Source organism: Mycobacterium shimoidei (assembly GCF_900417275.1).
GTDB classification, from domain to species: domain Bacteria; phylum Actinomycetota; class Actinomycetes; order Mycobacteriales; family Mycobacteriaceae; genus Mycobacterium; species Mycobacterium shimoidei.
Window position 1 is genome coordinate 1,119,611 of record NZ_UEGW01000001.1, and the last position, 24,822, is coordinate 1,144,432.

Sequence of the window (24,822 nt, forward strand, 5' to 3'; positions counted from 1 at the left end):
CGGTCGAGCGGGTGCAACCATTGGGTTGCAAGCATTGTTCGGCTACGAGACTAACCCACCCGCACCCCCACGAACGGAGAGCCGATGGCCAGGCGCAGCACCCGCCGCGGAGCGCGTTCGTTGTGGCGCGTCGGCGTCCCGTTGGTATGCCTGCTGGCCGGCCTACTGCTGGGCGCGACCCACGGGGTGTCCCGCGGCGGGGAGATCCGGGGCAGCGATGCGCCGCGGCTGGTCGATCTGGTCCGCGAGGCACAGTCGAAGGTCGCGGGTCTGGGCGGTGAGCGCGATCGACTGGCGAGCACGATCGATTCCACGCACGGGCGGTCGACAGATGAAGCGTTGGCGGCGATGCACCGGCGCTCGGCGGAGCTGGCCGTCGAGACCGGGCTCGATCCGGTTCACGGACCGGGCCTGGTGGTCACTCTCAACGATGCGCAGCGCGACGCCAACGGACGTTTCCCGCGCGACGCGTCACCCGACGACCTGGTCGTGCACCAGCAGGACATCCAGGGTGTGCTCGACGCATTGTGGGCCGCCGGCGCGGAGGCCATCCAGATGCAGGACCAGCGCATCATCGCCACATCGGCGCCCCGATGCGTCGGAAACACGTTGCTACTCAACGGAAGAACATACAGTCCGCCGTACACGATCAGCGCGGTCGGAGACCCGGCTGCCATGCAGGCCGCGTTGGCCAACGCTCCGCTGGTGACCCTGTACAAGCAATACGTGGCGCGGTTCGGTCTCGGCTATACCGAACAAGTCATGCCCGACGTACACGTCGCCGGATACACCGAACCGGTGCGGATGCACTTCGCGCAGCCGGTCGGTCCGGTGAGCTACTGATCGGCGGGCAACAACCGGAGGCTAACCTGGTCGGATGCGCGTGCTGGTCGTCGACAACTACGACAGTTTCGTTTTCAACCTGGTCCAATACCTGGGCCAGCTTGGTGTCGAGGTTGCCGTATGGCGAAACGACGACGCCCGGCTGTCCGATCAGCAGGCGGTGGCCGCGGAGTACGACGGGATACTGCTGAGCCCCGGACCCGGTACGCCCGAACGCGCCGGCGCCTCGGTCGACCTGGTTCGAGCGTGCGCAGCGACCCGCACCGCACTGCTGGGCGTATGTCTGGGCCACCAGGCGATCGGCGTTGCGTTTGGCGCCACCGTGGGCCGGGCCTCCGAATTGCTGCACGGCAAAACCAGCAGTGTGTTCCACACGAACACCGGTGTGCTGCAGGGTCTTCCGGACCCGTTTACCGCGACGCGGTATCACTCCTTGACGATCCTGCCCGAAACGATGCCCGCTGAACTGGAGGTGACCGCCCGCACTCGCAGCGGAGTGATCATGGCGGTGCGGCACGTCGAATTGCCCATCCACGGTGTTCAGTTCCATCCCGAGTCGATCCTCACCGAGGGCGGCCATCGGATGCTGGCGAACTGGCTGGCCTACTGCGGACACGCTCGCGACGACGCGCTAGTGCGCAGGCTGGAAAGCGAGGTCCTGGCGGCGGTGCGGCCGCTGGAGACTACTGACCGAACTTCAGCGTGATGGGACCGTCTTTGTTGACGCCCTGGCCCGCCGATGGGCTCTGGTAGACCACCCGGTTGTGTTTGTCGCCGCCGGCGTCGACGTCGGCACCTTTGATCAGCACGCCCGTCCACCCCAACGCTCGCAGCTGAGGTTCGGCGTCGGTCCAGAACATGCCCGACAGGTCGGGCATCACGAACTGGTTGCCCTTGGACACCTGCAGCTCGATCACCGAGTCGACAGGCACCGTCGCGTCCGCGGGCGGGTTGGTGCCGACGACCTCGCCGGCGGGGCGGGGGCTGTCGACCGCGGCCTGGGTGAACTTGGTGAACCCGTAGACAGTCAGGTTCTGCTGTGCCAGCTCGACGGTCTGGCCGGCCACTGAGGGGACTTGTTTGGTGGCCGGACCGGAGCCGACGATGACCGTGATTTCGTTGGTGATCGCCGACGTCTGGTTCGCCGGCGGGTTGGTTCCGATGACCCGGTCCTTCATCTCCGGCGTCGACGGCGAACTGACCTGCTTGAAACGACCGAACCCGGCGGCTTTCAGCTTCTTCACCGCCGACGCGTAGCTCAGCGACGAAACGTCAGGGACTTCGCGCTGCTCGGGCCCGGTGGAGACGTTGACGGTGATCTCGTCGCCGGCGCCCACCGCGCTGTTGGCGCTGGGGTCGGTGCCGATGACGTGGTCAGGCGGCACTGTCGAATCGGGCTTCTGCTGGGTACGGGTCTTGAAACCCCGGTTCTGCAGCGCAGCGATCGCATCCGCGGACGCCTGCCCGCGCACGTCCGGAACCTGCACGTTGCGTGTGCTGCCGCCGAACGTGTTGATCAGGATCGTCACGACCACCGTCAGTACCGCCAGCACCGCGACGGCGACGAGCCAGCGACCCACCGAACCCGGGTTGCGGTCCCGGGTGAAGTCGAGTTCGTGGCGCGGCATGGGCCCCGTCTGCACCCCCGTCGACGGACCCGACGATGCCAGCATGGAGCTCCGCTCGGCGGCGGTGAGCACCTTGGGCGCTTCGGGCTGCTCGCCGCTGTGCACCCGCACCAAGTCGGCGCGCATCTCCGCGGCGGTCTGATAACGGTTCTCCGGGTTCTTGGCCAGCGCCTTGAGCACCACCGCGTCGAGTTCGGGGGAGATACCCTCATGACGCTGCGACGGCGGAACAGGATCCTCGCGGACGTGCTGATAGGCCACTGCTACCGGTGAGTCACCGACGAAAGGCGGCTCGCCGGTGAGGATTTCGTAAAGCACACAGCCCAGCGAATAGACGTCGGAGCGGGCGTCGACGGAGTCTCCGCGGGCCTGCTCGGGCGACAGGTACTGCGCCGTCCCGATCACTGCCGCTGTCTGGGTGACGCTGTTGCCGCTGTCGGCGATAGCGCGAGCGATGCCGAAGTCCATCACCTTCACCGCGCCGGTCGTGCTGATCATGATGTTCGCCGGCTTGACGTCGCGGTGGATGATGCCGTGCTGATGAGAGAAGTTCAGCGCCTGACAGGCGTCGGCGATGACTTCGATGGCCCGCTGCGGCTCCATTGGCCCGTCGGTGTGCACGATGTCGCGCAACGTGACGCCGTTGACGTACTCCATGACGATGTAGGGCAGCGGCCCCGCCTCGGTTTCCGCTTCCCCGGTGTCGTACACCGCGACGATCGCCGGGTGGTTCAGCGCCGCGGCATTTTGCGCCTCCCGCCGAAACCGCAAATAAAAGCTGGGGTCGCGGGCTAAGTCGGCCCGCAACACCTTGACCGCCACATCCCGGTGCAGCCTGAGGTCTCGGGCGAGGTGAACTTCCGACATGCCGCCGAAGCCGAGGATCTCGCCAAGCTCGTAGCGATCAGACAGGTGTTGCGGGGTGGTCATTACCGTATTTCGTATCTGGCCAGTGACGCGGGGTGCTGCGTCAGCACGACAGGCCCGATAGCTCGGCTTCGGTCGCGCTGCTTACTCTGACCACTAGAGTTACCCACCACCCCGGGATCCGTCCAATTGGACGGCTGTCCACGTGCCATGCCCGCGTTGGTGGGCTGTTGACTCGGTGTGCCGGTGTCGGTGACCGTTGGGGCCGACGGCTGTGGTTGCGAACCGTCGTCGTGCGAGTTGATCACGATGAGCACCGCGATGATGATCGCGAGCGCACCCAGCACCCCGGCCGCCCACAGCAGCGCCCGCTGGCCGGGAGAGAAAGTGCGTCGCGGTGGCGGCGGCCGGTGTCCACCGGTTGCCGGGCGGGATCGCCGCGCCGCGGGGGCGCGGGCGGGGGCGACCGCCGCCCGGGTTTGCGCACCCGAGGGACTCGACGCCGGGGTCGCCCGCCCGCGGGTCGCCGCCTGGTGGGGCCGCGGCGGGCGGCGTCCGGCGCGCACCGCGGCGACCGCGTCGGCGAACGGACCCCCGCTCTTGTAGCGCATGCCCGGGTTTTTCGCCAACGTGATTTCGATCAGTTCGCGCACATTGGGCGGTAGGTCGCTGGGCAGCGGCGGGGGCGGCTCTTTGATGTGCTTCATGGCGACCGTCAGCGCACCATCGCCGGTAAACGGCCGCTTGCCGCAAACCGATTCGTACCCAACAACTCCCAGCGAGTACACGTCGCTGGCTGGGGTGGCGTCGTGACCGAGCGCTTGTTCTGGGGCGATGTATTGCGCGGTGCCCATCACCATGCCGGTCTGGGTCACCGGCGCCGCGTCGACGGCCTTGGCGATGCCGAAGTCGGTGATCTTCACCTGGCCGGTGGGAGTTATGAGGATGTTTCCGGGTTTGACATCCCGGTGGACCAGCCCGGCGGCGTGCGCGACCTGCAGGGCACGCCCGGTCTGCTCGAGCAGGTCCAGCGCGTGGCGCAGCGAGAGCTTGCCCATCCGCTTGAGCACGGAGTTGAGCGGCTCGCCGTTGACCAACTCCATCACCAGGTACGCGGTGCGACCTTCGCCGTTCATCTGGGTCTCGCCGTAGTCGTGCACGCTGGCGATCCCGGGATGGTTGAGCATCGCGGTCGTGCGCGCCTCGGCGCGGAAGCGCTCGATGAACTCGGGGTCGGAGGAGAACTCGCTCTTGAGCACCTTGACCGCGACGCGGCGGCCCAGCCGGCTGTCGACCGCCTCCCACACCTGGCCCATGCCGCCGGTGGCGATGAGGCGCTGCAGGCGATACCGGCCAGACAGCGTCACACCTACTCGCGGGCTCATGGTCCTCCCTGTAGCGCGGCCTCGATCACTGCCCGCCCGATGGGCGCGGCGAGTGCACCCCCTGTTGCGGACAGCCTGTCGCCGCCGTCCTCCACCAGCACTGCAACGGCCACCTTCGGCGACGGTGCCGGCGCGAAAGCGATGTACCACGCGTGCGGTGGAGTGTTACGCGGGTCGGTGCCGTGTTCGGCGGTACCGGTCTTGGATGCGATCTGCACGCCGGGGATGGCCCCTTTCTGCTGTGTGAATTGCTCGGCGCCGACCATCAACTCTGTTAGCTTAGCTGCGACCTGCGGCGACACCGCACGCCGACGTTCGTGCGGGGTGGCCTTGCCGATATTCGACAAGTCCGGCCCCTTGAGGCTCTCGACGAGATACGGCTGCATGGTGACCCCGTTGTTGGCGATGGTCGCGGCCACCACCGCGTTTTGCAGCGGGGTCAAGGCGACATCCTTTTGGCCGATGCTCGACATGCCCAGCGCGGCCGCATCCGGAATCGGGCCGAGCGTGGACTCGGCGACCTGCAACGGAATGGCCTCCGGCGAAGCGTCCAGGCCGAACGCATGCGCGGTGCTGCGCAGGGCGTCGGCCCCGGTCATCAGGCCGAGCTGGACAAACGCGGTGTTGCAGGACCGCTCGAAAGCCTCCCGCAGCGACACCGTCGCGCCGCTGCCGCAAGGTTCGCCGCCGTAGTTCGCCAGCACGGCGGTGCTGTCGGGTAGCGGGATGGTCGGCGCCGCGGTCAACTGCGCATCCTCGGTGGCGCCGGACTGCAACGCCGCCGCGGTGGTGATCACCTTGAACGTCGAGCCGGGCGGATACGTCTCGGCGATAGCGCGGTTGGTCAGCGCCGAATTCGGGTCGTCGCGTAGCCCCTGCCAGGCCCGCGACTGCTCCTCGACGTTGTGCGATGCCAGCAGATTCGGGTCGTAGGACGGCGAGGACACCAGGGCGAGGATCTTGCCGGTCGACGGTTCCAGCGCGACCACCGCCCCCTTACACGGCCCGTTGCACCCCTGCTGCATCGCATCCCAGGCCGCCTCCTGGACGTGCGGATTGATGGTGGTGTTCACGTGGCCGCCGCGCGGGTCGCGCGCGGTGAAGAAATCGGCGAGGCGCAGGCCGAACAACCGCCGATCGGATCCGTTCAGCACCGGATCTTCGGCGCGCTCCAATCCGGTACTGGAATAGCGCAGCGAGTAAAAGCCGGTTACCGGCGCGTAGACCAGCGGCTCGGGGTACACCCGCAGGAAATGAAACCGGTTGTCGGTGGCCACCGAGTAGGCCAGCAGTTGCCCGCCCGCGGTGATTTGGCCGCGTTGACGCGAGTACTCGTCGAGCAAGACGCGCTGGTTACGGGGATCGGCGCGCAGCCCGTCGGCGGTGAAAACCTGGGTGACTGTGGCATTGAGCAAAAGCAGCACGATCAGCGCCATGACGGTCACCGAGATTCGACGCAAGGAGGCGTTCATACCCGCTCGATTACCTCGGTGCTGGCCGCGGCGATGGGCGACGTGTTGTGCGAACGGGTGCGGAACGGGCGTCGCGCCGCATGCGAGATGCGCACCACGATGGCCAACAGCACATAGTTGGCCAGCAGCGACGACCCGCCGTAAGACATCCAGGGGGTGGTCAGTCCGGTCAGCGGGATCAGCTTGGTGACTCCGCCGACGACAATGAACAGCTGGATTGCCAGCGTCGACGACAAACCGGCCGCCAGCAGCTTGCCGAAGCTGTCGCGCACCGCGATCGCGGTGCGCAGCCCGCGGATGATGACGATCGTGTAGAGCATCAACAGGCCGGCCAGCCCGACCAGGCCGAGCTCTTCTCCGAATGCGGCGATGATGAAATCGGTCGACGCCGCCGGCACCGTATCGGGCTGGCCGTTGCCCAGCCCGGTGCCGAAGATTCCCCCGGTTGCAAAGCTGAACAGCGACTGCACGATCTGGTAGCCGCTGCCGTCGGGGTCGGCGAACGGGTCCAGCCAGGTCTGAACCCGTATTCGGACATGGGCGAAGAGGTAATACGCCGCAACACTTGCCAGTGCGAACAGGCCGAAACCGATGACGACCCAACTGAACCGTTGAGTGGCCAGGTAGACCATCACCAGAAACGAGGCATACAGCAAGAGCGATGTGCCCAGGTCCTTTTCGAAGATCATCACGCCGACGGAGACGATCCAGGCGGTCAGCAGCGGAGCAAGGTCACGGGGCCGGGGCAGATCCAGGCCCAGGACATGCTTGCCGGCACTGGTGAACAATCTGCGTTTAGCGACCAGCACCGCCGAGAAAAAGACCAGAAGCAAGATCTTGGAGAATTCAGCGGGTTGAATCGAGAAGCCCGGCAACCGAATCCAGATCTTGGCACCGTTTTGCTCGGAGAATGACCGTGGCAAAAACGCCGGGATCGCCAGCATCACCAGGCCGGCAAGGCCGCATATGTAGCCGTAGCGGGCCAGCTGTCGATGATCCTTCAACCCGATCGTCACAACGGCGAACGCGCCCACTCCCACCAAGGTCCACAACATCTGTTGGGTGGCGCTGGGGTCGGGGCTGCCGCCCGGGTGGGTGAGATCCAGGCGGTGGATCATCACCAGGCCCAGGCCGTTGAGCAGCGCAACCACCGGCAACAGCAACGGATCCGCGTAGGGCGCAAACCGACGGATGGCCAGATGCGCGCCCACGAAGAGCCCCAGGAACGCGGCGGCGTAAGTGATTAAGTCCCAACGCAATCCGCGGTCCTGGTTGGCTTCGACGATCGCCAGCGCCACGGCGGTGATGATGGAAGCGAAGCACAACAGCAGCACTTCGGCATTGCGCCGAGTCGGCAGCGGCGGGGTCACCGCAACCGCCGGCTGGGGCCGCGTCGTCATGCGCGCTGTCCCCCGCACGCGGGTGGGAGTCCCCCCCTCTGCGGGCATGCCCCCGCTGCGTCAGCCCCGGCGGGTGTCATGCCGCCGCCCGGCAGTTGGTGCCTGGCTCAGGAGACGGTGGGGCAACGGCGGGCAGTGTGGGTGACGTGGTCGCGGGCGACGACTGCCCTCCCGGTTCTTGGGGGCGCGCCGTGCTGCTTGGCGGCGCGCTCGGCGCCGGTGTGCGGCTGGCGGATGGCGGGACGGGTGGCGGCGCCGCGGGAGGCGACGTGGCGCGTGGCGGCGGACAAGGCGGCAGCAAGGAGCCTGCGGATAACTGGCGCAGCTGGCTGATCGCGTCTTCGAGAGTTCCGGCGGGCAGGCCCGCCGCAACCTGCGCGCGTTCGGACGGCCGCAGGTCGGACAACTTCATCGGGCGACAGTTGAGGCTGTTCGTGGGCTGGCCGTAGCTGATTTGCGACAGTTCGTCGCGGGCGTTGAGGCAGCCGACGAGATACGGCTTGTGTAGCGGGTAGCCCAGGATCGACCCTTGGATTCCGCGCATGATCGACACGTCGCCGTTGTAGGCGGCGACGTAGTAGTTGCTGCGGATGACGGTTTGGCCGATTGCCATCGCGGCGAGGATCAGCAACACCACCAAGGTGATGCCGATTGCCAGCCGGCGCCGCGATCGTCGCGGATGAATGAACGAGTCAGCTTGTGGCAGAACACGTTTGACAACACTCTTGCGTGGGCTGATGGCCGAAGCACGGCCGGCTGCCGTGTTCGGCCGGGTGGACTGGTCGTCGTCGCCGGACACCGCCCCGGCGATGATCGGCTGGGTAGGCCCGTAGTTGTCGTCGACGACGTCGGCGACCACCACCGTCACGTTGTCCGGCCCGCCGCCGCGCAGCGCTAATTCGATGAGCCGGTCGGCGCTTTCGATGACGTCGGGAATCTTGAGCGCCTCGAGGATGGTCTCGTCGCTGACCGGGTCGGACAGTCCGTCCGAGCACAGCAGGTAGCGGTCGCCGGCCCGGACTTCGCGCATGGTCAAGGTGGGCTCGACCTCGTGCCCGGTGAGCGCGCGCATGATCAATGAGCGCTGCGGGTGGCTGTGTGCCTCTTCTCGGGTGATTCGCCCTTCGTCAACCAAGGTTTGGACGAAGGTGTCGTCTTTGGTGATCTGTGTCAGCTCTCCGTCGCGCAGCATGTAGCCGCGCGAGTCGCCGATGTGCACCAGCCCAAGACGGTTGCCGTCAAACAGGATTGCGGTGAGTGTGGTGCCCATCCCCTCGAGCTCGGGGTCCATCTCGACTTGAGCGGCGATGGCCGAGTTGCCGGCGCGCACCGCGGCTTCGAGCTTGCCGAGGAGGTCTCCGCCCGGTTCGTCGTCGTCGAGGTGTGCCAGCGCGGCGATAACCAGTTGCGAGGCCACCTCACCGGCCGCATGGCCGCCCATACCGTCGGCAAGCGCCAGTAGCCGCGCGCCGGCATAGACCGAGTCTTCATTGTTGGAGCGCACCAGGCCGACGTCGCTGCGCGCCGCGTACCGCAAGACGAGGGTCACGGGCGCAACTCAATCACCGTTTTGCCGATGCGTACCGGCGTGCCAATGGGAACCCGTACTGCCGTCGTCACTTTCGCCCTGTCGAGGTAAGTACCGTTGGTCGATCCTAAGTCCTCGACGTACCACTCCGAGCCCCGCTTTGAGAGCCGCGCGTGCCGCGTCGAGGCGTAGTCGTCGGTGAGAACCAAGGTGGAGTCGTCAGCGCGCCCGATCAGCACCGGCTGACCGCTCAGCGTGATGCGAGCTCCTGCCAAAGCGCCCTCGGTGACCACCAGGTAGCGAGCGGTGTCGCGATGCCGCCGTGCCGGTAGCAAAGTGCCGCGCAACGCCAGACCGCGTCGCACCATGACGGCGCCGGTCGGCGCATAGATGTCCGTGCGCAGGATCCGCAGCACAGACCAGATGAACAGCCACAGCAGCATCAGGAAACCGGCGCGCGTCAGCTGCAGTATCAGTCCCTGCATCTGGCGGCCCTCCGTCTGGTCCGTGCTGGCATCCGCACTCATTGCGTCCGCGATACCGGGCACATCAGCAAGGTCACGATACTTGGACGGCGCTCAACACGGGGTGAAGCTGGGTAGCTTCGTCTCGGGCGAGCTCAGTGAATACGGACGATGATCTCGGAGTGGCCCAGCCGGATCACGTCGCCGTCGGCCAGCTGCCACTCTTGCACCGGTGCGTTATTGACCGTGGTGCCGTTGGTGGAGTTCAGGTCCGACAGCAGTGCGACCTGCCCGTCCCAGCGGATTTCCAGGTGGCGACGTGAAACCCCGGTGTCGGGCAACCGGAACTGCGCGTCCTGTCCGCGGCCGATGATGTTCGCGCCCTCGCGCAACTGGTAGGTGCGGCCGCTGCCGTCATCGAGCTGCAAGGTGACGGTGGTTCCTGAGGCGGAGTAACCGCTCTGGCCGTAGCCGCCGTACCCGCCGGGCGCCGGCGCCTGACCGTAGTCGTATTCGGGGGCCGACGGCTCGGCGTAGCCACCCCCGGAGGGTGCGTAAACCCCGCCGGCCTGACCGGCGTCCGGGTAGCCGCCGTATTCAGGCTGACCGTAGTCTTGGCGCCCGTATCCCGGTCCGCCCTGGTAGCCCTGGTCGTAACCACCGCCTTGGTCGGGATATGGAGCCCGCGGCTCGGGCTGCGCGTAGCCGACGTCTTCGTGGCGAGCGGGGGCGCGGCCATAGTCACCGTAGTCGCCGTAACCTTGGCCACCGGGTGGGCCGCCGTACCCGCCGCCCTGGCGATAACCGGGGTCGTAGCCCGGACCGGCGTCATAGCCCGGACCCCCGCCATAACCAGCAGGCCGTTGCTCATATGGCGGATAGCCGCCGGCCTGGCCGGGATACCCGCCCTGCTCCGGATAACCCCGCTGGTCGGGGTAGCCGCCTTGCGGATAGCCACCGCGCTGGTCGTAGCCGGCGCCCTGGTCCGGATACCCGCCCTGTTCCGGTTGTCGGGGCGGCGGGTAGCCCCGCTGGTCGGGGTAGCCGCCCGGCTGCGGTGGGTAAGGCTCTCGAGGAGGCTCTTGGCCGGCGCGCGGGTCATCTGGCGGCGGTCCATAGGGATCGTCGTAGTACTCGTCTCCCGGCTGCCCCTGCCCCTGGCCGCCGCGATAGCTCGAATTATCAGTCATCAGTGGTACTCCTGATTCTGCGCTAAACGCATGATCTGATTGTGGAGGGGCGAACTCGCTAACGGTCGAGCGGGGCGCAGCGTCCGGGTTGACAGCACCGCGGACGCGGAGCTGGCCGGTGTGCAGGTTCGACGACCGCTCGAACCGGACAACCACGTCACCATATGTTTGCCATCCCTGCTTGCTGATATATCCCGCCAAGTTGCCAGCGAATGCGTTGGCTGTGAGATCCGGGTCAGTGCCCACCTTCTTGTAGTCGTGTATACCGAGCGTAATGATGTATTCGTTCGGTGCCAAAAAGCGATCGTCGGGAAGTGCCCGGATACCCTCGCTGGCTTCGCGGCGCAGCATCGCCGCGACCTCTTCCGGAACGATCGAACCACCGAACACCCGGGCAAACGCATCTCCGACGGTGGCTTCCAGTTTGCGCTCGAAACGTTGAACTAGCCCTTTCTGGCTGCCCATGCCCAGCGCCTGCCTCACTCGTCTTCCTACCTTGCCGCTGCAGGGCGGACGGCCTCCGCGCGTCGCATCACGCGTGTTGTCTCCCGAATGGTATCGGGCGAGCGGGGTGCAGCGGCACCACGAGAACTCTGAGAATCAGATTCATGCAGGTCACAGATTGTGGACCGGGGAAGCCGCCTGGTCGGTCGGTCCGCCCTCACGGTTGCGGGCGTGAGCTATTACAGTGGTAGGCTCCAGCGGTCGTTCGGGCGAGTGGCGGAATGGCAGACGCGCTGGCTTCAGGTGCCAGTGTCCTTCGGGACGTGGGGGTTCAAGTCCCCCTTCGCCCACAGCTTTGAAGTCAGGCCCACGCCTGACGAGAATTGCCAAGTGCCGCGTCCATCCAAAATCGGCGACTTGATTTTTAGCCGCCACATTCAAATACGCACGGCGACAGTAGGTTCCGGCGCTATTGCGGCAACCGGATAGTTAAAACGAATCGATTCGGCGGTTATCTCCAAATTAACCGGACGTGCTGCAGTCCTATGATGCAGCAGAACGGACCGTGTGGTACCGGTGCTGCGGCAAGTGGGAGGGGAGGTGGATTCAGTGGGTTGGATCAATGACCGATGGCACGCCGTGACCGACCTAGGGTCCACCACCTGGCTCGGTTTGGCGTTGTGGGCGATGGTGGTCGTCGCCGTAGCGGCCCTGATCTATGTGCGTTACCACTTGAGTCGGGTTCGCAAGCTGAGCTTCGAAGACAACCGCCCGCAGGTCACCATGTTCATGGAGCCACACGCCGCGGACTGGCATCTCATCGAGCTGGTGGTCAGGAACTTCGGTCAGCGGACGGCCTACGACGTCCGCTTCGGGTTCAATAACCCGCCCACGGTCGCCGAGTATGAAAACGCCTACGAGGGCATGGTCGACATCACCGAGTTGCGTCTGCCGGAAGAGCTGCCTGAGCTGGCGCCCGGCCAGGAGTGGCGCACGGTATGGGATTCTGCGCTCGATCGTCACCAATTGGGCGGCGCGATCGCATCGCGCTTCGCCGGCACGGTCACCTATTACGACAGTCCGGCGCCGGCAGGCCGGTGGCGTGCGCTTCAAAAGCGACGGCGCAAGCCCATCGAAACGAAGTTCGTACTTGACTGGGGGTCTTTGCCCCCGGTTCAGCGGATCGAATTGATGACGACGCACGACCTGGCCAGGCGGGAAAAGCAGAAGCTGGAATTGTTGCGTTGGGTGCTGACCTATTTCCAAGTCGCAAGCCAGGAGACCAGGCCAGAGGACGTGCGTGCTGAGATCGATCGAATCAAGCAGGCCACGCAGGAGATTCGAGACCGAGTCCGGAGCAGGCAGCTCGAGGGACCACCGGACGTAAGGATGCGGCCCGCGAACTCCGGCTCACCATCCGTTCGGGAGACGGAGCCCGAACCACTGGCCGAGCCCCGTCGCCGCCGCGGCGCTCACGCATAGCGGCTAGCGCTCCGCAAACTCTCTCGTAGTATCTATCTGGCCGGCCGGCCCGGGTTGGCAGGCTAACCAAGAGGCCGAATCCGCGCTGAGACGACTGCTACGGTTAGCGTGTGACCAGTGTGGCAGGGATTTGCCGTCATAGTTGACGCACTCTGGCGTAGCCGTCGGCGGGTCTGCCGGATGATCGTCAAGCCGCTGCCGGTGGGGTTATGGGTGGCTTAAGGAGTCGGCGATGAGCGACACCGCGCAGGGTTCGCGCGTGGGGTCAACCTTTGGCCGCTATCACCTCACGCGCCTGCTCGGTCGCGGCGGCATGGGCGAGGTTTACGAAGCCGAGGACACCGTGAAAGAGCGGGCTGTGGCGCTCAAGCTGTTGTCGCCCGCTCTATGCCAAGATCCGGTATTTCGTGAACGGCTGCAGCGCGAAGCCCGAATGGCCGGACGGCTGCAAGAACCGCACGTGGTGCCTGTCCACGATTACGGCGAAATCGATGGACAGCTATATCTTGATATGCGCCTGATTCAAGGCACCGATTTGGCCACCCTGTTGAAAGAATCTGGTGCTTTGGATCCGCCACGCGCGGTAGCAATTGTGCGCCAGGCCGCTGCGGCTTTAGACGCCGCCCATGCGGCCGGAGTAATACACCGGGATATCAAACCGGAAAACATCCTGATTACTCCGGACGACTTTGCTTATCTTGTTGACTTCGGCATCGCCAGTGCGACGACCGACGAGAGGTTGACCCAGGCGGGCAGCGCGGTGGGAACTTGGAAATACGCGGCGCCTGAGCGTTTCACCAACGCCGAGGTGACCCACAGCGTCGACGTCTACGCATTGGCGTGCGTGCTGCACGAGTGCTTGACCGGATCGCCACCGTATCGGGCCGACAGCGCCGGAATGCTGATCACCGCGCACCTGATGGATCCCATTCCGCATCCCAGCCAGCTGCGGCCTGGAATTCCCCGCGCATTCGACCACGTAATTGCCCGCGGTATGGCTAAGGAAGCCAAGGACCGCTACGCCAGCGCCGGTGAGCTCGCCCAAGCAGCCAATGATGCACTGAGCGCGCCAGATCAGGATCGCGCCGGCCACATCATCGAGCACAGCCAGGAAGCAACGCTGCCGGAAGTCGAGGCGCCGCCCCCACGGTCGGCGCCTTCCCCTCCTCCCCCACCGCCGTCCAGGCCAGCACCGCACCCGGCTACGGGGCCAGCTCATGCGCGCCCCGCCGGTCCCGAGCCTCTGCCACGCCCGGCACCGCCGCCGCACCCGAGCCCGCAGTGGGGTGCGGGCGTCGGTCACACCCATGGCTCTGCGGACGGACCGCGCCCATCCTTCACGCCAGGTGGGAGCAGCTGGCCGGGCCAATTCGGCGCACCGCCGCCGGGTGTGCGCCCGCTGCGCCGCCCGCCACGCAAACAAAGAGGCAAAGTCCCGCTGATCGCCGCCGGGGTGGTGACTGTCGTTGTGCTGCTGAGCATTTGGCTGCTGTGGCCGTCGGGGTCCACGCCACCCGCGGAGAGCACAACCGAAGCGACGCCCACCCCCACGGCTGCGTTGACCACGACGGTTCCCAAACCGCCGGCCGCCGAAAGCCAGGCGAAGCTGTTCGGTCTGTTGCCTGCGGGCTACCCGCCGGACGCCTGCAAGCCGAGCAGTCCGCCGAACAATGCACTCGCCAAAGTTTTGTGCGGACCAAACGTTGATCCTGACGGACCGCCATCGGCGACCTACACGCTATTCCCCGATAAGGCATCGGTCAGGGCCGCGTTTGACAAGACGTCCAAGACATCCGCTCCAGTCGACTGCCCGGGCCGGATTCAATCACCGGGTCCATGGCACCGAAACGCCACGCCTGATCAAATCAGCGGCATGTTGCTGTGTGGGTCTCAGCAAAACAATCCGATGGTGATGTGGAGCAACGAGGAAGTCATGCTGCTTGGCATCGTCCAAACAGACGCGGAGGGGCCGACTCTCGACCAGCTTTATATGTGGTGGAGCACGCATTCTTGACACGTGTCAGCCGGCCACGTGGGGGCTATTAGGCATATGCAAAGGCGGTGCAGCCCCATCCGGCAGGTGGTAGAAAACAGATGTGTCAATTACCGTTGCTGGCCTCTAAGCTGCGCAGTATCGGCATTCAATTGTCGGCGGTTGCAGCAATGTGTCGCAGCGCCGCCGCCCCTAACCAGGATGAAGACGACAACCATTAAGGAGTGAACCACCTTGAAGATCACCGCATTGGCAGCAGCAGCACTTGCCGCCGCAGGCGCCGTCGGCATCGTCGGCACATCGGTCGCCACAGCTGATGAAGGCGCCGTCGCCAGTACGCAGAGCTTGGGCAGCCAAGCAAAGATCGTTCACGGAGACAATGTCCAAGGATGGACGGTCACCGGCCTCAAACCGAGCTCGGACGCTATTCCGTACCCGGTAGAAGGCACCCTTTGGGAAGCCACCGCTACCGATGAGGCCATCCAGGGCGGCGCGACTCCGATCGTGTCCAACTTCAACGCCCGGTCTAGCAGCGGTCAGACCTACCGAGCCCTCTACCAGGTCGCCACACCGCAGGGTGTCAACCCGGCGACACTCAATCCGGGCGGTAAGACGACCGGCAAGATCTATTTCGACGTCACCGGTGATGCGCCGAACTCGGTGGTGTACATCGATGCCGCGGGCAACGAACTGGCCACCTGGGTGGAATCACAATCACAAGGTCGCAGTGGCGGGTCGACGTCATCGCGCGCCGCGAACTCCAACACGCCCGCTCAATCCGGAACGCCGGGGACAGCGAACCCGGCCGGTAACCCGGCGGCAAGCGGCAGCCAAGGAACTCCGATTCCCGCTGGTACGCCGGGGAATCAGCCGGCCACCGGCAGCGGCGTGACCCCAGTCCCGGCGGGTACCCCGGCTGGGTCCGGGGCGGCCGGGACGCCGGCAGAGCCTGGGACTGCCGCGGGGACACCGGCGGCGCCGGGAGCGGCAGGTACCCCGGCAGCGCCTGGCACCGCTGGTAGCGAAGCCGCACCGGGGACGGCCGGTGCGCCGGAGGCGCCCGCGACCGCCGGCAGCCCGGAGGCTCCCGCTGGCAGCCAGGGCACACCCGGTTCGGCAGGCACTCCGGAGGCGCCCGGTACTGCGGGCAGCCCCGATACGTCCACCGGCCAAGGGACACCCGGGGCCAACCCGGCGACCCCCGCGGGTAGCCAGAACGGCTCCACCGGAAGCCCAAGCCAGGGCACACCGGCGTCCTGACCTAGTCAGCACAAAAGTCCGACCCCTGCGGAGATCACCTTCGGGTGTTCCGCAGGGGTTGGTCGTATCTTGGGCCCCGCTGCCAACCCCTCGTAATCGGCGGCGGATGCCTGCGTGGCTAGGCGGGGATCGGCGCGACCTTGCGGCCTCGGACCGGGTAACCGTTGCGCTCGGCGAGCGAGCGCAACTGGCGCAGTGCGAACGACCGCGCGCGGCCCGACTCAGGGATGACGACTCCGGCCCAAAGGCCCTCCACCCCGGGCAGCTCGCACGCTTCGCGGGCGCACAGCCAGCGCCGCGGGCAGGACCGACAGATCATCTTGGCTTCATCGTCGGCGATCGTCGTCCAACGTTCCGGGTCTTGTGTACACGCACCCAGGGGGAGCTCGTAGAGAGCTGTTGCGGTCATGTGTCCCGTTCCTTCTCTAAGTGCCGCACTCCGCGGCGGATGGTTCAGAAGCGTATAGCACAAAACCGTAGCAGTGCAACAGTTAGCGCTATATTGACCGCAGCGGGCGCTACGGCACTTTACGAATGCTTCAGAAAACGTCACGCCGACCGGTCTTCCTCGCCGGGGTCGTGGGCTGGAAAGCTGCAGGCGAAACCGCAGGCAAGCGGCGCGACATCGCTCTTCTGCAGGTCAACACGCGCGACGATCTTCTCCAGCGACCTTCTGGTCCACCTTGGGGTGAGCAACACCGAAAGCGTCATCGCGGCCGGCCACCCCCGCCTGGCCAGGCACGCGACCGCGACAATTACCCGTCGGTAAGCCGTAGCGCCGATACAGTTTTGCTATCAGTCGACTGTATGCACCGCGTCAGTTTTGTGACGCAACAAACGTAGCTATGGGCGTAGCGCTCCGGCATATGCAACGGTTAAGATCGCAGAGGCGGCTGATCGCCAAGCACATCAAGGAATCTCCGGAGATGACCAATGTTGAGTCGACTGCCGAGTCAACGATGTTGACCGCGCAGGACGGCGATCCGGAACGGACCGAAGACCCACGGCGGTCCAACGAGCCACAAGACCTCGATGTCACTGGCACGTGGCAGATCGACGCGTTAGATCCAGGGGTGGTGCGCGCCGGGGCGGCCGCCGCGGCACGACGCCGGGAACTCGATATCAGTCAGCGCAGCCTCGCCGCCGATGGGGTGATCAACGCCGGCGCCCTGATCGCTTTCGAAAAAGGCCGCAGCTGGCCGCGAGAACGTACCCGGGCCAAGCTCGAGGAGGTGTTGCGCTGGCCGCCGGGCGCTATCGCGCGCATCCGGGAGGGTGGCCCGGTCCCCGGCGAAGAGGTCACCGAGGTGCTGTCCGCGGACAATCAGGTGCCGTTGATCGCGCAGGCAGTCATCGCCGCGGTAGACACCTGCAACCTTGCCATCGCTGCCCTGCCGCCCCCATCGGATCCTGAGTTCACCAGCAAGGTCGCGCCGATCTTGGCGGATTTGCGCCGATTGGAGGCGGTAGCCGTTCGCGCCACCCAAATCGGCCGGGTCACCCCACCACTAATCAAGGCATTGAGCACCGTGCGTCATCACTATGACGAGCTCATGATGCAGGGTGCGACGGCTCCGGGCGCGACGTTGGGCCAGCGGCTGTACGCGGCGCGTCGACGGGCGAACCTGTCGATAGCAGAGACCGCGCAGGCGGCCGGCGTAACAGACGAGATGATCATTCGCGCGGAGACCGAGGACGCGTTGCCGGCCGGGACCGCCGAGGCGATCGAATCGTTGATTTCCCAGATCAGTTGGCGTTGACCTGTCCGCGACAAAAATTGCTGCATAAACCCCCACCTGTGCGCTGTTAGGCTCACATTCTCAAGCGAGTTTTGGCACGGTCGGCGGTCGAGATAGTCCGGGCAATGCTGCAGGATCTCGGCATCCGCCGCGTGCGTGCGGGCACAACAACGTATTTTTGAACGGAGTTCTGGGACGAACTTCGCGGCGAGAGGAGCCGGCCATGACCAACCGCCAATTAGTCGGCGACCTCAACACAGAGGTGTACCCGAGGTAAAAGATGTCCAGTCCTTACACCGCCGACCCTACGGTGGCCAACGTTGATGACGTCGTCGCCGTTGAGGTGACCATTGACGGCATGCTGGTGATCGCTGATCGGCTCAGTCTGATGGATTTCCCGATTGCGCTAGCGATCCGGCCCAATATCCCCCAAGTGGAATTACGCAACCTGGTCTGGGACCAAGTCCGCCGCGACCTTACCGATCAGGGCGTGCTTGACATCTACGGCAACCCACATCCGACCGTCGCGGCCATGGTCGACACTCTTAGCCGCGCGGACCGGACACTGGAGGCTCGATGGTGGCGCCGCGACGTCGACGACGGCACGATGGTGCGATTTGTGGTGTGCCGCAAGGGAGAACGCCACGTCATCGCGGCTCGCGACGGAGACATGCTGGTGCTGCAGTTAGTCGCGCCGCAGATCGGCCTGGCCGGCATGGTGACCACAGTGTTGGGCTCTGCCGAGCCGGCAGACGTCGAACCACTTACCGGCGTCGCGAGCAAGCTGGCCGAGTGCACGACTCCATCCCAGATCGCGCAATACGGCGTAGCACCCGCGTCGGCCCGCGTGTACGCCGACATCGTTGCCAACCCGACGAGCTGGGTGGAGATCACGGCCACCGAGCGCCATCCCGGGGGCACCACGACCACGACCGACCTGGCCGCCGGCGTCGCCGACTCACGGCATGGCCGGTTGGTGTCGATTCCCCGCCGCGTCAACGGAGAGCTCTACGGGAGTTTCCTTCCAGGGACACAAGATAACCTTCAGCGTGCGCTCGACGGCTTGGTGGAGTTCCTGCCCTCGAAGTCGTGGTTCGACCGCTCCGAGGTCGACTACTCGCAATAAGAGTTCAGGAAGGACGCGACGGTGGATGGCACGCCGCCATACCTGCCCGGCGACGATGATCGCGACGATCTCGCCGCGCTGGATTTCTCCGTCGACGATTACGGCGAGGGGTCAACCTTCGATGCGTTCGAAGGCTATGTGAGAACGCAACCCAGCGACGATGAGGAAACTTTCGACTCCATCGCGGGCTTCGCGGCCGAATCTGGCGATGAGCAAGAGCCTTCGCCGCCGCTGTTCACGGTGACCAACCCGCCGGGAACCGTTTCTGTGTCAGCGTATTTGGATGGACGTGTCCACCGCATCGACCTGAGCGCCAGGGTCACGAACATGACCGAACCCCAGCTCGCGGAAGAGATCCTGCTAATTGCCGGCCTGGCCCGGCAAAAGGCACGCTCGGCCCAGTACACGTTCATGCTCGACGGCATGCGGGAATTGGGCCATGACAATGTAGCCACGCGCGACTTCCTGTCCCGCGACTTGGGCCTGCCGTCTCCGGAAGAGGCGACGGCAAAAACAGCGCAATTGTTCGCAACTCGATATTCAGGTGACCATGACTGATCATTTGGCCAATTTGTTCGGAAGCGCAGTCAACATGCTGCCCATGTCGTCGGCGCGTTCCATGGAACTTTTCACCGAAATAACAAATTACGACGAGACCGCGTGTGATGCGTGGATCGGCCGGATCCGCTGCGGCGACACCGACCGCGTGACGTTGTTCCGGGCATGGTACTCACGGGCGAACTTCGGGCGGCTAGCCGGTGCCGCGGAGATCTCCATGCACACCCTGAACGCGCGGGTTCCAATCGGCGGGATGTACGGCGACATCACTTACCCCGTCCACTCCCCTTTGGCGATCACCATGGGGTTCGCGGTGAGCGAGGCCGCGGCCGGCAACTATGTCGACGCCATGGACGCACTCGAGGCGACCCCGGCCAACGGCGCCGAGCACCTGGTGGCCTGGGTCAAGGCGGTGGTGTACGGCGCGGCCGAGCGCTGGACCGATGTGATCGAGCAGGTCAGGGGTGCCACCACCTGGCCCGACAATTTCCTGGCTGCCGCAGCCAGCGTCGCCCACGGTGTGGCCTCAGCCAACCTCGGGTTGTTCACCGAGGCCGAGCGCCGGCTCACCGAGGCGAACGATTCACCCGCCGGTCAAGCCTGCGCGCGCGCCATCGCCTGGTACTTGGCGATGGCCAAGCGCACTCAGGGCAACGAGGAGGCTGCGGTGGCGCTGCTGGAATGGTTGCAGACCAGCTATCCGGAGCCGAAAGTAGCTGCCGCACTTAGTGACCCGTCGTATCGACTGGTCACCACCAGTGCGGAAAAGATTTCCTCCCGCAAGGATCCCTGGGATCCGGCCAGTGCCGTGGCCGACACCTCGGGTCGAGAGAAACTGCTGGCCGAGGCACAGGCCGAGCTGGACCGCCAGATCGGGCTCACCCGAGTCAAGGAGCAGATCGAGCGGTATCGCGCCGCCACTCAAATGGCGAAAGTTCGCGCCGCCAAAGGCATGAAGGTTGCCCAGGCGAGCAAGCACATGATCTTCGCCGGCCCACCGGGTACCGGCAAAACGACCATCGCCCGCGTCGTGGCGAACATCCTGGCGGGGCTGGGCGTCATCAGTGAACCGAAGCTGATCGAGACCTCGCGTAAGGACTTCGTCGCCGAGTACGAGGGCCAGTCGGCGGTCAAGACGGCCAGGACAATCGACCGTGCCGTCGGTGGTGTGCTGTTTATCGATGAGGCCTACACGCTGGTGCAGGAACGCGATGGCCGCGCCGACCCGTTCGGAACTGAGGCGCTGGACACGCTACTGGCCAGGATGGAGAACGATCGTGATCGATTGGTGGTCATCATCGCGGGCTACAGCAACGACATCGACCGGTTGCTGGAAGCCAACGACGGTCTACGGTCGCGGTTCGCGACGAGGATCGAATTCGACTCCTACTCTCCCGAGGAGATCCTCGAAATAGCCAAAGTCATTGCCGCGGGCAATGACTCGGCGCTCAGCCTGGATGCTGCCGAGCAGCTACTGGAGGCGGCAAAGTTGCTCAGCCAGCGCTCTATTGGCGATAAGCCGGCGCTCGATGTCGCCGGAAACGGCCGCTACGCAAGGCAACTCGTCGAGTCGGGTGAACAGTACCGAGACATGCGTTTAGCGCAGTCCGGCGACTTCGAATCACTGGACGTAGATCGCCTCCGTGAGATCAATGCGCAGGACATGGCTGAGGCCATCAGCGTTGTGCACGGACGTCTCAACATCGGCGAGTGACAGATGGCAAGTTTCCGGCTTACTACCAAGATTCAGGTCAGCGGCTGGCGGTTTCTGCTGCGCCGGGTCGAGCACGCCATCGTGCGACGCGATACGCGCATGTTCGACGATCCGCTGGCTTTCTACAGCCGCGCGGTGGGCGTCGGCATCACTATCGCGGTGTTGGTCGGACTGGGCGCCGGCCTCTTGGCATATTTCAAACCTCTGGGCAGACGAAGCGGCGACAACCTTCTTGTTGACCGCACCACCAACCAGCTGTATGTGGTGATGCCAGGCACCGGGGAATTGCATCCGGTGTATAACTTGACGTCGGCCCGGTTGGTGTTGGGCAACACCGGTAACCCCTCCGCGGTCAAGTCAGCCGAGCTGGACAGAATGCCCAAAGGACAGCGCATCGGGATCCCCGGTGCGCCCTATGCCACGCCGGTGTCCTCAGACGTCACATCCAGTTGGGCGCTGTGCGACACCGTCGCCAATGCCGACAGCGTTGCTCCGGCAGTCGACACGTCGGTGATAGCGATGCCGATGTCCACGGATCGGTCCGTGGGTCCCATGCAGGCAAACCAGGCGCTGCTGGTCTCCTTCCACGGCAAAGAATGGGTGGTGACCGAAAAAGGACGCCATGCCATCGACCTGACTGATCGTGCGGTCGCCTCGGCGGTGGGAATACCGGTTACTGCCAAGCCCACTCCGCTGTCCGAGGGGTTGTATAACGGGATACCAAACGTCGGGCCTTGGCAATTGCCGCCGATTCCCGGGGCAGGCGAGCCCAATACCGTTGGCTTGCCGCCAAATCTGGTCATCGGATCGGTGTTTCAGACGCAAAGTGAGGCAGGGCCGCAAAAGTTCGTGGTGCTGCCGGATGGTGTCGCACAGGTGAACGCGACCACGTCGGCGGCGTTACGGGCGTCGAACTCGTATGGTTTGCTCACACCCCCGACCATCGAGTCGAGCTTGGTCGCCAAGATCCCCGAACGCGTGTACGCCTCACCGCTGCCGGATGAGCCGCTGAAGATCGTGGCTCGGCAGGAGGCACCTGTCCTGTGCTGGTCGTGGGAGCGCGAGCCCGGTGATCAGGCGCCGAAGACTGCGGTGCTCAGTGGTCGGCATCTGCCAATCGCGCCAGCGGCCATGAATAGCGGGATCAAGCAAATCGGCGGTTCGGCGACGGTTTTCATTGACGGTGGGAAATTCATCCGGCTGCAGGCTCCGGATCCCAAACATGGTGAAGCCCTGTACTACATCGATCCGCAAGGAGTGCGGTACGGGTTGCCGGACGACGAGACCGCCAAAACCCTCGGACTGACATCGCCCAAAAAGGCGCCGTGGCAGATCGTTCGGCTGCTGGTGGATGGGCCTGTGCTGTCCAAGCAGGCCGCATTGCTGGAGCATGACACGCTGCCGCCAGACCCTAAACCCCGGAAAGTCGAAGCAGGACAAGGCTGATGACGACCAAGAAGTTCACCCCAACCATCAAGCGTGGGCCGAGGCTGACCCCGGGCGAAATCACCGTCACACCACCCGAGGACCTCGGAGTCGAAATCCCCGCCTCGGGCATCCAGAAGGCGATGCCATATGTGATGGCCGGCGGCATGCTCGGGATGATCGCGATCATGGTGTTTACCGGCGTCCGGCAACTGTCGCCCTACATGTTGATGATGCCGCTGATGATGATCATGGCGACCGTCGGCTTCATGGCCGGCGGTGGGCCGGGCGGCAAAAAGGTTCCCGAAATCAATGCTGACCGTAAGGAGTATCTGCGCTATCTGGCCGGCTTGCGCACCCGGGTCACATCCTCGGCGAGTGCACAGGTGACCTTCTTCGGCTATCACGCGCCCAACCCGGAAGACCTTATTTCGCTGATTGGCACGCACCGGCAATGGTCCAGGCCGGCGAACGCCGACTTCTTTGGCGCCGCACGGATCGGACTCGGGTCCGAGCCGGCGGTGGACCGACTGCTCAAGCCGGCCCTCGGCGGTGAACTCGCGGGTCCCGACGCCGCGCCGCAACCGCATCTGGAGCCGGTCAGCCACATGTGGGTTCTGAAGTTCCTACGCACCCACGGGCTCATCCACGATTGCCCGAAACTCGTTCAGCTGCGGACCTTTCCGACGATCGCGATCGGTGGTGATCCGGACGGCGCGGCGGGACTTTTACGGGGGATGATCTGCCATTTGGCGGTGTTCCATCCGCCAGACCTGCTGCAGATCCGGGTGCTCACAGATAACCCCGAGGATCCGGACTGGTCGTGGATGAAATGGCTCCCGCATGTCCAGCATCAGACGGACACCGATGCGGCGGGGTCCACCCGGATGATCTTCACCCGTCCGGACGGTCTGTCCGATCTGACGGCGCGCGGACCGCACACTCCGGATGCCGGCCCCGGCGGGCCATACGTGGTGGTGGTTGATTTGACCGGCGGCTCGGCGGGTTTCCCGATCGATGGTCGGGCCGGCGTCACCTTGCTCACGTTGGGCAACCATCGCGGCTCGGCCTACCGCATTCGCGTCGACCAAGACCGCACCGCCGACGACCGCCTGCCCAACCAGAGCTTCCGCCAAGTGACGTCGCTGACCGACTCGGTGTCACCGGAACTGGCGACGCGGATCGCGCGCAAGCTGGCCGGCTGGTCGATTACCGGCACCATCATCGACAAGACCACTCGGGTGCAGAAGAAGGTGTCGACCGAATGGCATCAGTTGGTCGGCGCGCAGTCGGTCGAAGAGGTGTTGCCGAGCCGGTGGCGGATGTTCGCCGACGCCGACCAGGATCGGCTGCGGATCCCCTTCGGCCATGAGCTCAAGACCGGTGATGTCATCTACCTCGACATCAAGGAGGGCGCGGAGTTCGGCGCCGGCCCACACGGGATGCTGATCGGCACCACCGGGTCCGGAAAGTCAGAGTTCTTGCGGACGCTGATCTTGTCGCTGGCCGCGACGCACCATCCCAATCAGGTCAACCTGCTGCTCACCGACTTCAAGGGCGGTTCGACATTCCTCGGCATGGAGCGGCTTCCACACACTGCCGCGGTGGTGACCAACATGGAGGAGGAAGCCGAGCTGGTCAGCCGGATGGGGGAGGTGCTGACCGGTGAACTCGACCGCCGGCAGTCCATATTGCGGCAGGCCGGTATGCAGGTCGGTGCCGCCGGGGCGTTGTCCGGCGTTGCCGAATACGAGAAGCACCGGGAGAGCGGCGCCGATCTTCCGCCGCTGCCAACGCTTTTCGTCGTCGTCGACGAGTTTGCCGAATTGCTGCAGAACCACCCGGACTTCATCGCGTTGTTCGACCGGATCTGTCGTGTCGGGCGATCGTTGCGGGTGCACCTGTTGTTGGCCACCCAGTCGCTCAACACCGGCGGCGTGCGCATCGACAAACTCGAACCGAACCTGACTTACCGCATCGCATTGCGCACCACCAGTTCCGCGGAATCCAAGGCGGTGATCGGAACGCCGGAAGCGCAATACATCACCAACAAGGAAAGCGGTGTCGGGTTCCTGCGGGTGGGCATGGAGGACCCGGTCAAGTTCAAAAGCGTTTATACCGGGACGAATTACGTACCCACTGAGCTCACACAGAACGGCGACGGTAGCGAGGCCCCCAAGCCGCAGCAACGGCGACGGGATGTGCATATCCACCAGTTCACTGCGGCGCCGATCTTCGACTTGGCGGTGACATCGTGATCCGCGCCAGCGACGATCCGAAGCGAAGCGATGTGAAGGAGCGGCG

Annotated in this window: 20 protein-coding genes and 1 tRNA gene; 12 read left to right on the top strand and 9 right to left on the bottom strand. The window is 65.1% G+C overall.

Annotation, left to right across the window (positions count from 1 at the left end; translation table 11 throughout):
* Positions 1–84 precede the first annotated feature (84 nt).
* The gene (locus MSP7336_RS05460; protein ID WP_113963224.1) at positions 85–843 is read left to right on the top strand and encodes a DUF881 domain-containing protein; all 759 of its coding nucleotides are present in this window, start codon (positions 85–87) and stop codon (positions 841–843) included.
* A gap of 34 nt (positions 844–877) precedes the next feature.
* Positions 878–1,549, top strand: a complete 672-nt coding sequence (locus tag MSP7336_RS05465; RefSeq protein ID WP_113963225.1) for an aminodeoxychorismate/anthranilate synthase component II — start codon at positions 878–880, stop codon at positions 1,547–1,549.
* On the opposite strand, the gene pknB is transcribed toward MSP7336_RS05465, so the two are convergent.
* From pknB to MSP7336_RS05500, 7 genes are all read right to left on the bottom strand, one after another.
* Positions 1,527–3,401 carry a Stk1 family PASTA domain-containing Ser/Thr kinase gene (pknB, locus tag MSP7336_RS05470; protein ID WP_113963226.1) on the bottom strand — a complete coding sequence of 625 codons (1,875 nt, stop codon included), beginning with the start codon at positions 3,399–3,401 and terminating at the stop codon, positions 1,527–1,529. The genes MSP7336_RS05465 and pknB overlap by 23 nt on opposite strands.
* Positions 3,401–4,723 carry a serine/threonine-protein kinase gene (locus tag MSP7336_RS05475; protein WP_113963227.1) on the bottom strand — a complete coding sequence of 441 codons (1,323 nt, stop codon included), beginning with the start codon at positions 4,721–4,723 and terminating at the stop codon, positions 3,401–3,403. Before MSP7336_RS05475 ends, pknB begins: the two co-directional genes overlap by 1 nt.
* Positions 4,720–6,195, bottom strand: a complete 1,476-nt coding sequence (gene pbpA / locus MSP7336_RS05480; RefSeq protein WP_113963228.1) for a D,D-transpeptidase PbpA — start codon at positions 6,193–6,195, stop codon at positions 4,720–4,722. The genes MSP7336_RS05475 and pbpA overlap by 4 nt, the downstream gene beginning before the upstream one ends.
* On the bottom strand, positions 6,192–7,595 hold the full coding sequence (locus tag MSP7336_RS05485) for an FtsW/RodA/SpoVE family cell cycle protein (RefSeq protein WP_069394062.1): 1,404 nt from the start codon (positions 7,593–7,595) through the stop codon (positions 6,192–6,194). The genes pbpA and MSP7336_RS05485 overlap by 4 nt, the downstream gene beginning before the upstream one ends.
* Positions 7,596–7,671: 76 nt before the next feature.
* Complete coding sequence (locus MSP7336_RS05490; protein ID WP_113963229.1) at positions 7,672–9,144, bottom strand: PP2C family protein-serine/threonine phosphatase; 1,473 nt, start codon at positions 9,142–9,144, stop codon at positions 7,672–7,674.
* The gene (locus MSP7336_RS05495) at positions 9,141–9,608 is read right to left on the bottom strand and encodes an FHA domain-containing protein FhaB/FipA (RefSeq protein WP_069394301.1); all 468 of its coding nucleotides are present in this window, start codon (positions 9,606–9,608) and stop codon (positions 9,141–9,143) included. The genes MSP7336_RS05490 and MSP7336_RS05495 overlap by 4 nt, the downstream gene beginning before the upstream one ends.
* A gap of 134 nt (positions 9,609–9,742) precedes the next feature.
* Positions 9,743–11,242 (bottom strand): FHA domain-containing protein, encoded by a 1,500-nt coding sequence (locus tag MSP7336_RS05500; RefSeq protein ID WP_113963230.1) that lies wholly within the window; start codon positions 11,240–11,242, stop codon positions 9,743–9,745.
* Positions 11,243–11,488: 246 nt separating this feature from the next.
* Between MSP7336_RS05500 and MSP7336_RS05505 the strand changes: the two genes are divergently transcribed.
* The 4 genes from MSP7336_RS05505 to MSP7336_RS05520 all read left to right on the top strand — a co-directional run bounded on the left by MSP7336_RS05505 (position 11,489) and on the right by MSP7336_RS05520 (position 15,956).
* Positions 11,489–11,571, top strand: a tRNA-Leu gene (locus tag MSP7336_RS05505).
* Positions 11,572–11,830: 259 nt separating this feature from the next.
* Entirely contained in the window at positions 11,831–12,703 is an 873-nt protein-coding gene (locus tag MSP7336_RS05510) for a hypothetical protein (protein ID WP_244917522.1), read from the top strand.
* Positions 12,704–12,935: 232 nt separating this feature from the next.
* A complete protein-coding gene (locus MSP7336_RS05515; protein ID WP_113963231.1) occupies positions 12,936–14,717 on the top strand; it encodes a serine/threonine-protein kinase in 1,782 nt (593 codons plus the stop codon).
* 213 nt (positions 14,718–14,930) lie between these two features.
* On the top strand, positions 14,931–15,956 hold the full coding sequence (locus MSP7336_RS05520; protein ID WP_113963232.1) for a DUF1942 domain-containing protein: 1,026 nt from the start codon (positions 14,931–14,933) through the stop codon (positions 15,954–15,956).
* A gap of 118 nt (positions 15,957–16,074) precedes the next feature.
* On the opposite strand, the gene MSP7336_RS05525 is transcribed toward MSP7336_RS05520, so the two are convergent.
* Together MSP7336_RS05525 and MSP7336_RS23690 are read right to left on the bottom strand one after the other, a co-directional pair.
* A complete protein-coding gene (locus MSP7336_RS05525; protein ID WP_069394056.1) occupies positions 16,075–16,365 on the bottom strand; it encodes a WhiB family transcriptional regulator in 291 nt (96 codons plus the stop codon).
* Positions 16,366–16,505: 140 nt separating this feature from the next.
* Entirely contained in the window at positions 16,506–16,667 is a 162-nt protein-coding gene (locus MSP7336_RS23690) for a hypothetical protein (RefSeq protein ID WP_157123567.1), read from the bottom strand.
* A 215-nt stretch (positions 16,668–16,882) separates the two neighbouring features.
* Between MSP7336_RS23690 and MSP7336_RS05530 the strand changes: the two genes are divergently transcribed.
* The 6 genes from MSP7336_RS05530 to eccCa all read left to right on the top strand — a co-directional run bounded on the left by MSP7336_RS05530 (position 16,883) and on the right by eccCa (position 24,776).
* Positions 16,883–17,716 carry a helix-turn-helix domain-containing protein gene (locus tag MSP7336_RS05530; RefSeq protein WP_232320898.1) on the top strand — a complete coding sequence of 278 codons (834 nt, stop codon included), beginning with the start codon at positions 16,883–16,885 and terminating at the stop codon, positions 17,714–17,716.
* Between the two features lie 259 nt (positions 17,717–17,975).
* Positions 17,976–18,821 (top strand): ESX secretion-associated protein EspG, encoded by an 846-nt coding sequence (locus tag MSP7336_RS05535; protein WP_113963233.1) that lies wholly within the window; start codon positions 17,976–17,978, stop codon positions 18,819–18,821.
* A 21-nt stretch (positions 18,822–18,842) separates the two neighbouring features.
* Positions 18,843–19,379 carry a secretion protein EspD gene (locus MSP7336_RS05540; protein ID WP_069394054.1) on the top strand — a complete coding sequence of 179 codons (537 nt, stop codon included), beginning with the start codon at positions 18,843–18,845 and terminating at the stop codon, positions 19,377–19,379.
* The gene (eccA, locus tag MSP7336_RS05545; RefSeq protein ID WP_069394053.1) at positions 19,372–21,093 is read left to right on the top strand and encodes a type VII secretion AAA-ATPase EccA; all 1,722 of its coding nucleotides are present in this window, start codon (positions 19,372–19,374) and stop codon (positions 21,091–21,093) included. Before MSP7336_RS05540 ends, eccA begins: the two co-directional genes overlap by 8 nt.
* Before the next feature lie 3 nt (positions 21,094–21,096).
* The gene (eccB, locus tag MSP7336_RS05550) at positions 21,097–22,539 is read left to right on the top strand and encodes a type VII secretion protein EccB (protein WP_069394052.1); all 1,443 of its coding nucleotides are present in this window, start codon (positions 21,097–21,099) and stop codon (positions 22,537–22,539) included.
* Positions 22,539–24,776: a type VII secretion protein EccCa gene (gene eccCa / locus MSP7336_RS05555; RefSeq protein ID WP_113963234.1), complete on the top strand. Its 2,238-nt coding sequence runs from the start codon at positions 22,539–22,541 to the stop codon at positions 24,774–24,776. The genes eccB and eccCa overlap by 1 nt, the downstream gene beginning before the upstream one ends.
* Positions 24,777–24,822 lie beyond the last annotated feature (46 nt).

Coding starts and splice junctions, on each gene's coding strand:
- eccA (WP_069394053.1), top strand. CDS start 19,372: ATGACTGATCATTTGGCCAATTTGTTCGGAAGCGCAGTCAACATGCTG.
- MSP7336_RS05460 (WP_113963224.1), top strand. CDS start 85: ATGGCCAGGCGCAGCACCCGCCGCGGAGCGCGTTCGTTGTGGCGCGTC.
- eccB (WP_069394052.1), top strand. CDS start 21,097: ATGGCAAGTTTCCGGCTTACTACCAAGATTCAGGTCAGCGGCTGGCGG.
- MSP7336_RS05535 (WP_113963233.1), top strand. CDS start 17,976: ATGTCCAGTCCTTACACCGCCGACCCTACGGTGGCCAACGTTGATGAC.
- MSP7336_RS05465 (WP_113963225.1), top strand. CDS start 878: ATGCGCGTGCTGGTCGTCGACAACTACGACAGTTTCGTTTTCAACCTG.
- pbpA (WP_113963228.1), bottom strand. CDS start 6,195: ATGAACGCCTCCTTGCGTCGAATCTCGGTGACCGTCATGGCGCTGATC.
- MSP7336_RS05500 (WP_113963230.1), bottom strand. CDS start 11,242: ATGGGCAGCCAGAAAGGGCTAGTTCAACGTTTCGAGCGCAAACTGGAA.
- MSP7336_RS05475 (WP_113963227.1), bottom strand. CDS start 4,723: ATGAGCCCGCGAGTAGGTGTGACGCTGTCTGGCCGGTATCGCCTGCAG.
- pknB (WP_113963226.1), bottom strand. CDS start 3,401: ATGACCACCCCGCAACACCTGTCTGATCGCTACGAGCTTGGCGAGATC.
- MSP7336_RS05515 (WP_113963231.1), top strand. CDS start 12,936: ATGAGCGACACCGCGCAGGGTTCGCGCGTGGGGTCAACCTTTGGCCGC.
- MSP7336_RS05525 (WP_069394056.1), bottom strand. CDS start 16,365: ATGACCGCAACAGCTCTCTACGAGCTCCCCCTGGGTGCGTGTACACAA.
- MSP7336_RS05485 (WP_069394062.1), bottom strand. CDS start 7,595: ATGACGACGCGGCCCCAGCCGGCGGTTGCGGTGACCCCGCCGCTGCCG.
- eccCa (WP_113963234.1), top strand. CDS start 22,539: ATGACGACCAAGAAGTTCACCCCAACCATCAAGCGTGGGCCGAGGCTG.
- MSP7336_RS05530 (WP_232320898.1), top strand. CDS start 16,883: ATGACCAATGTTGAGTCGACTGCCGAGTCAACGATGTTGACCGCGCAG.
- MSP7336_RS23690 (WP_157123567.1), bottom strand. CDS start 16,667: ATGACGCTTTCGGTGTTGCTCACCCCAAGGTGGACCAGAAGGTCGCTG.
- MSP7336_RS05495 (WP_069394301.1), bottom strand. CDS start 9,608: ATGCAGGGACTGATACTGCAGCTGACGCGCGCCGGTTTCCTGATGCTG.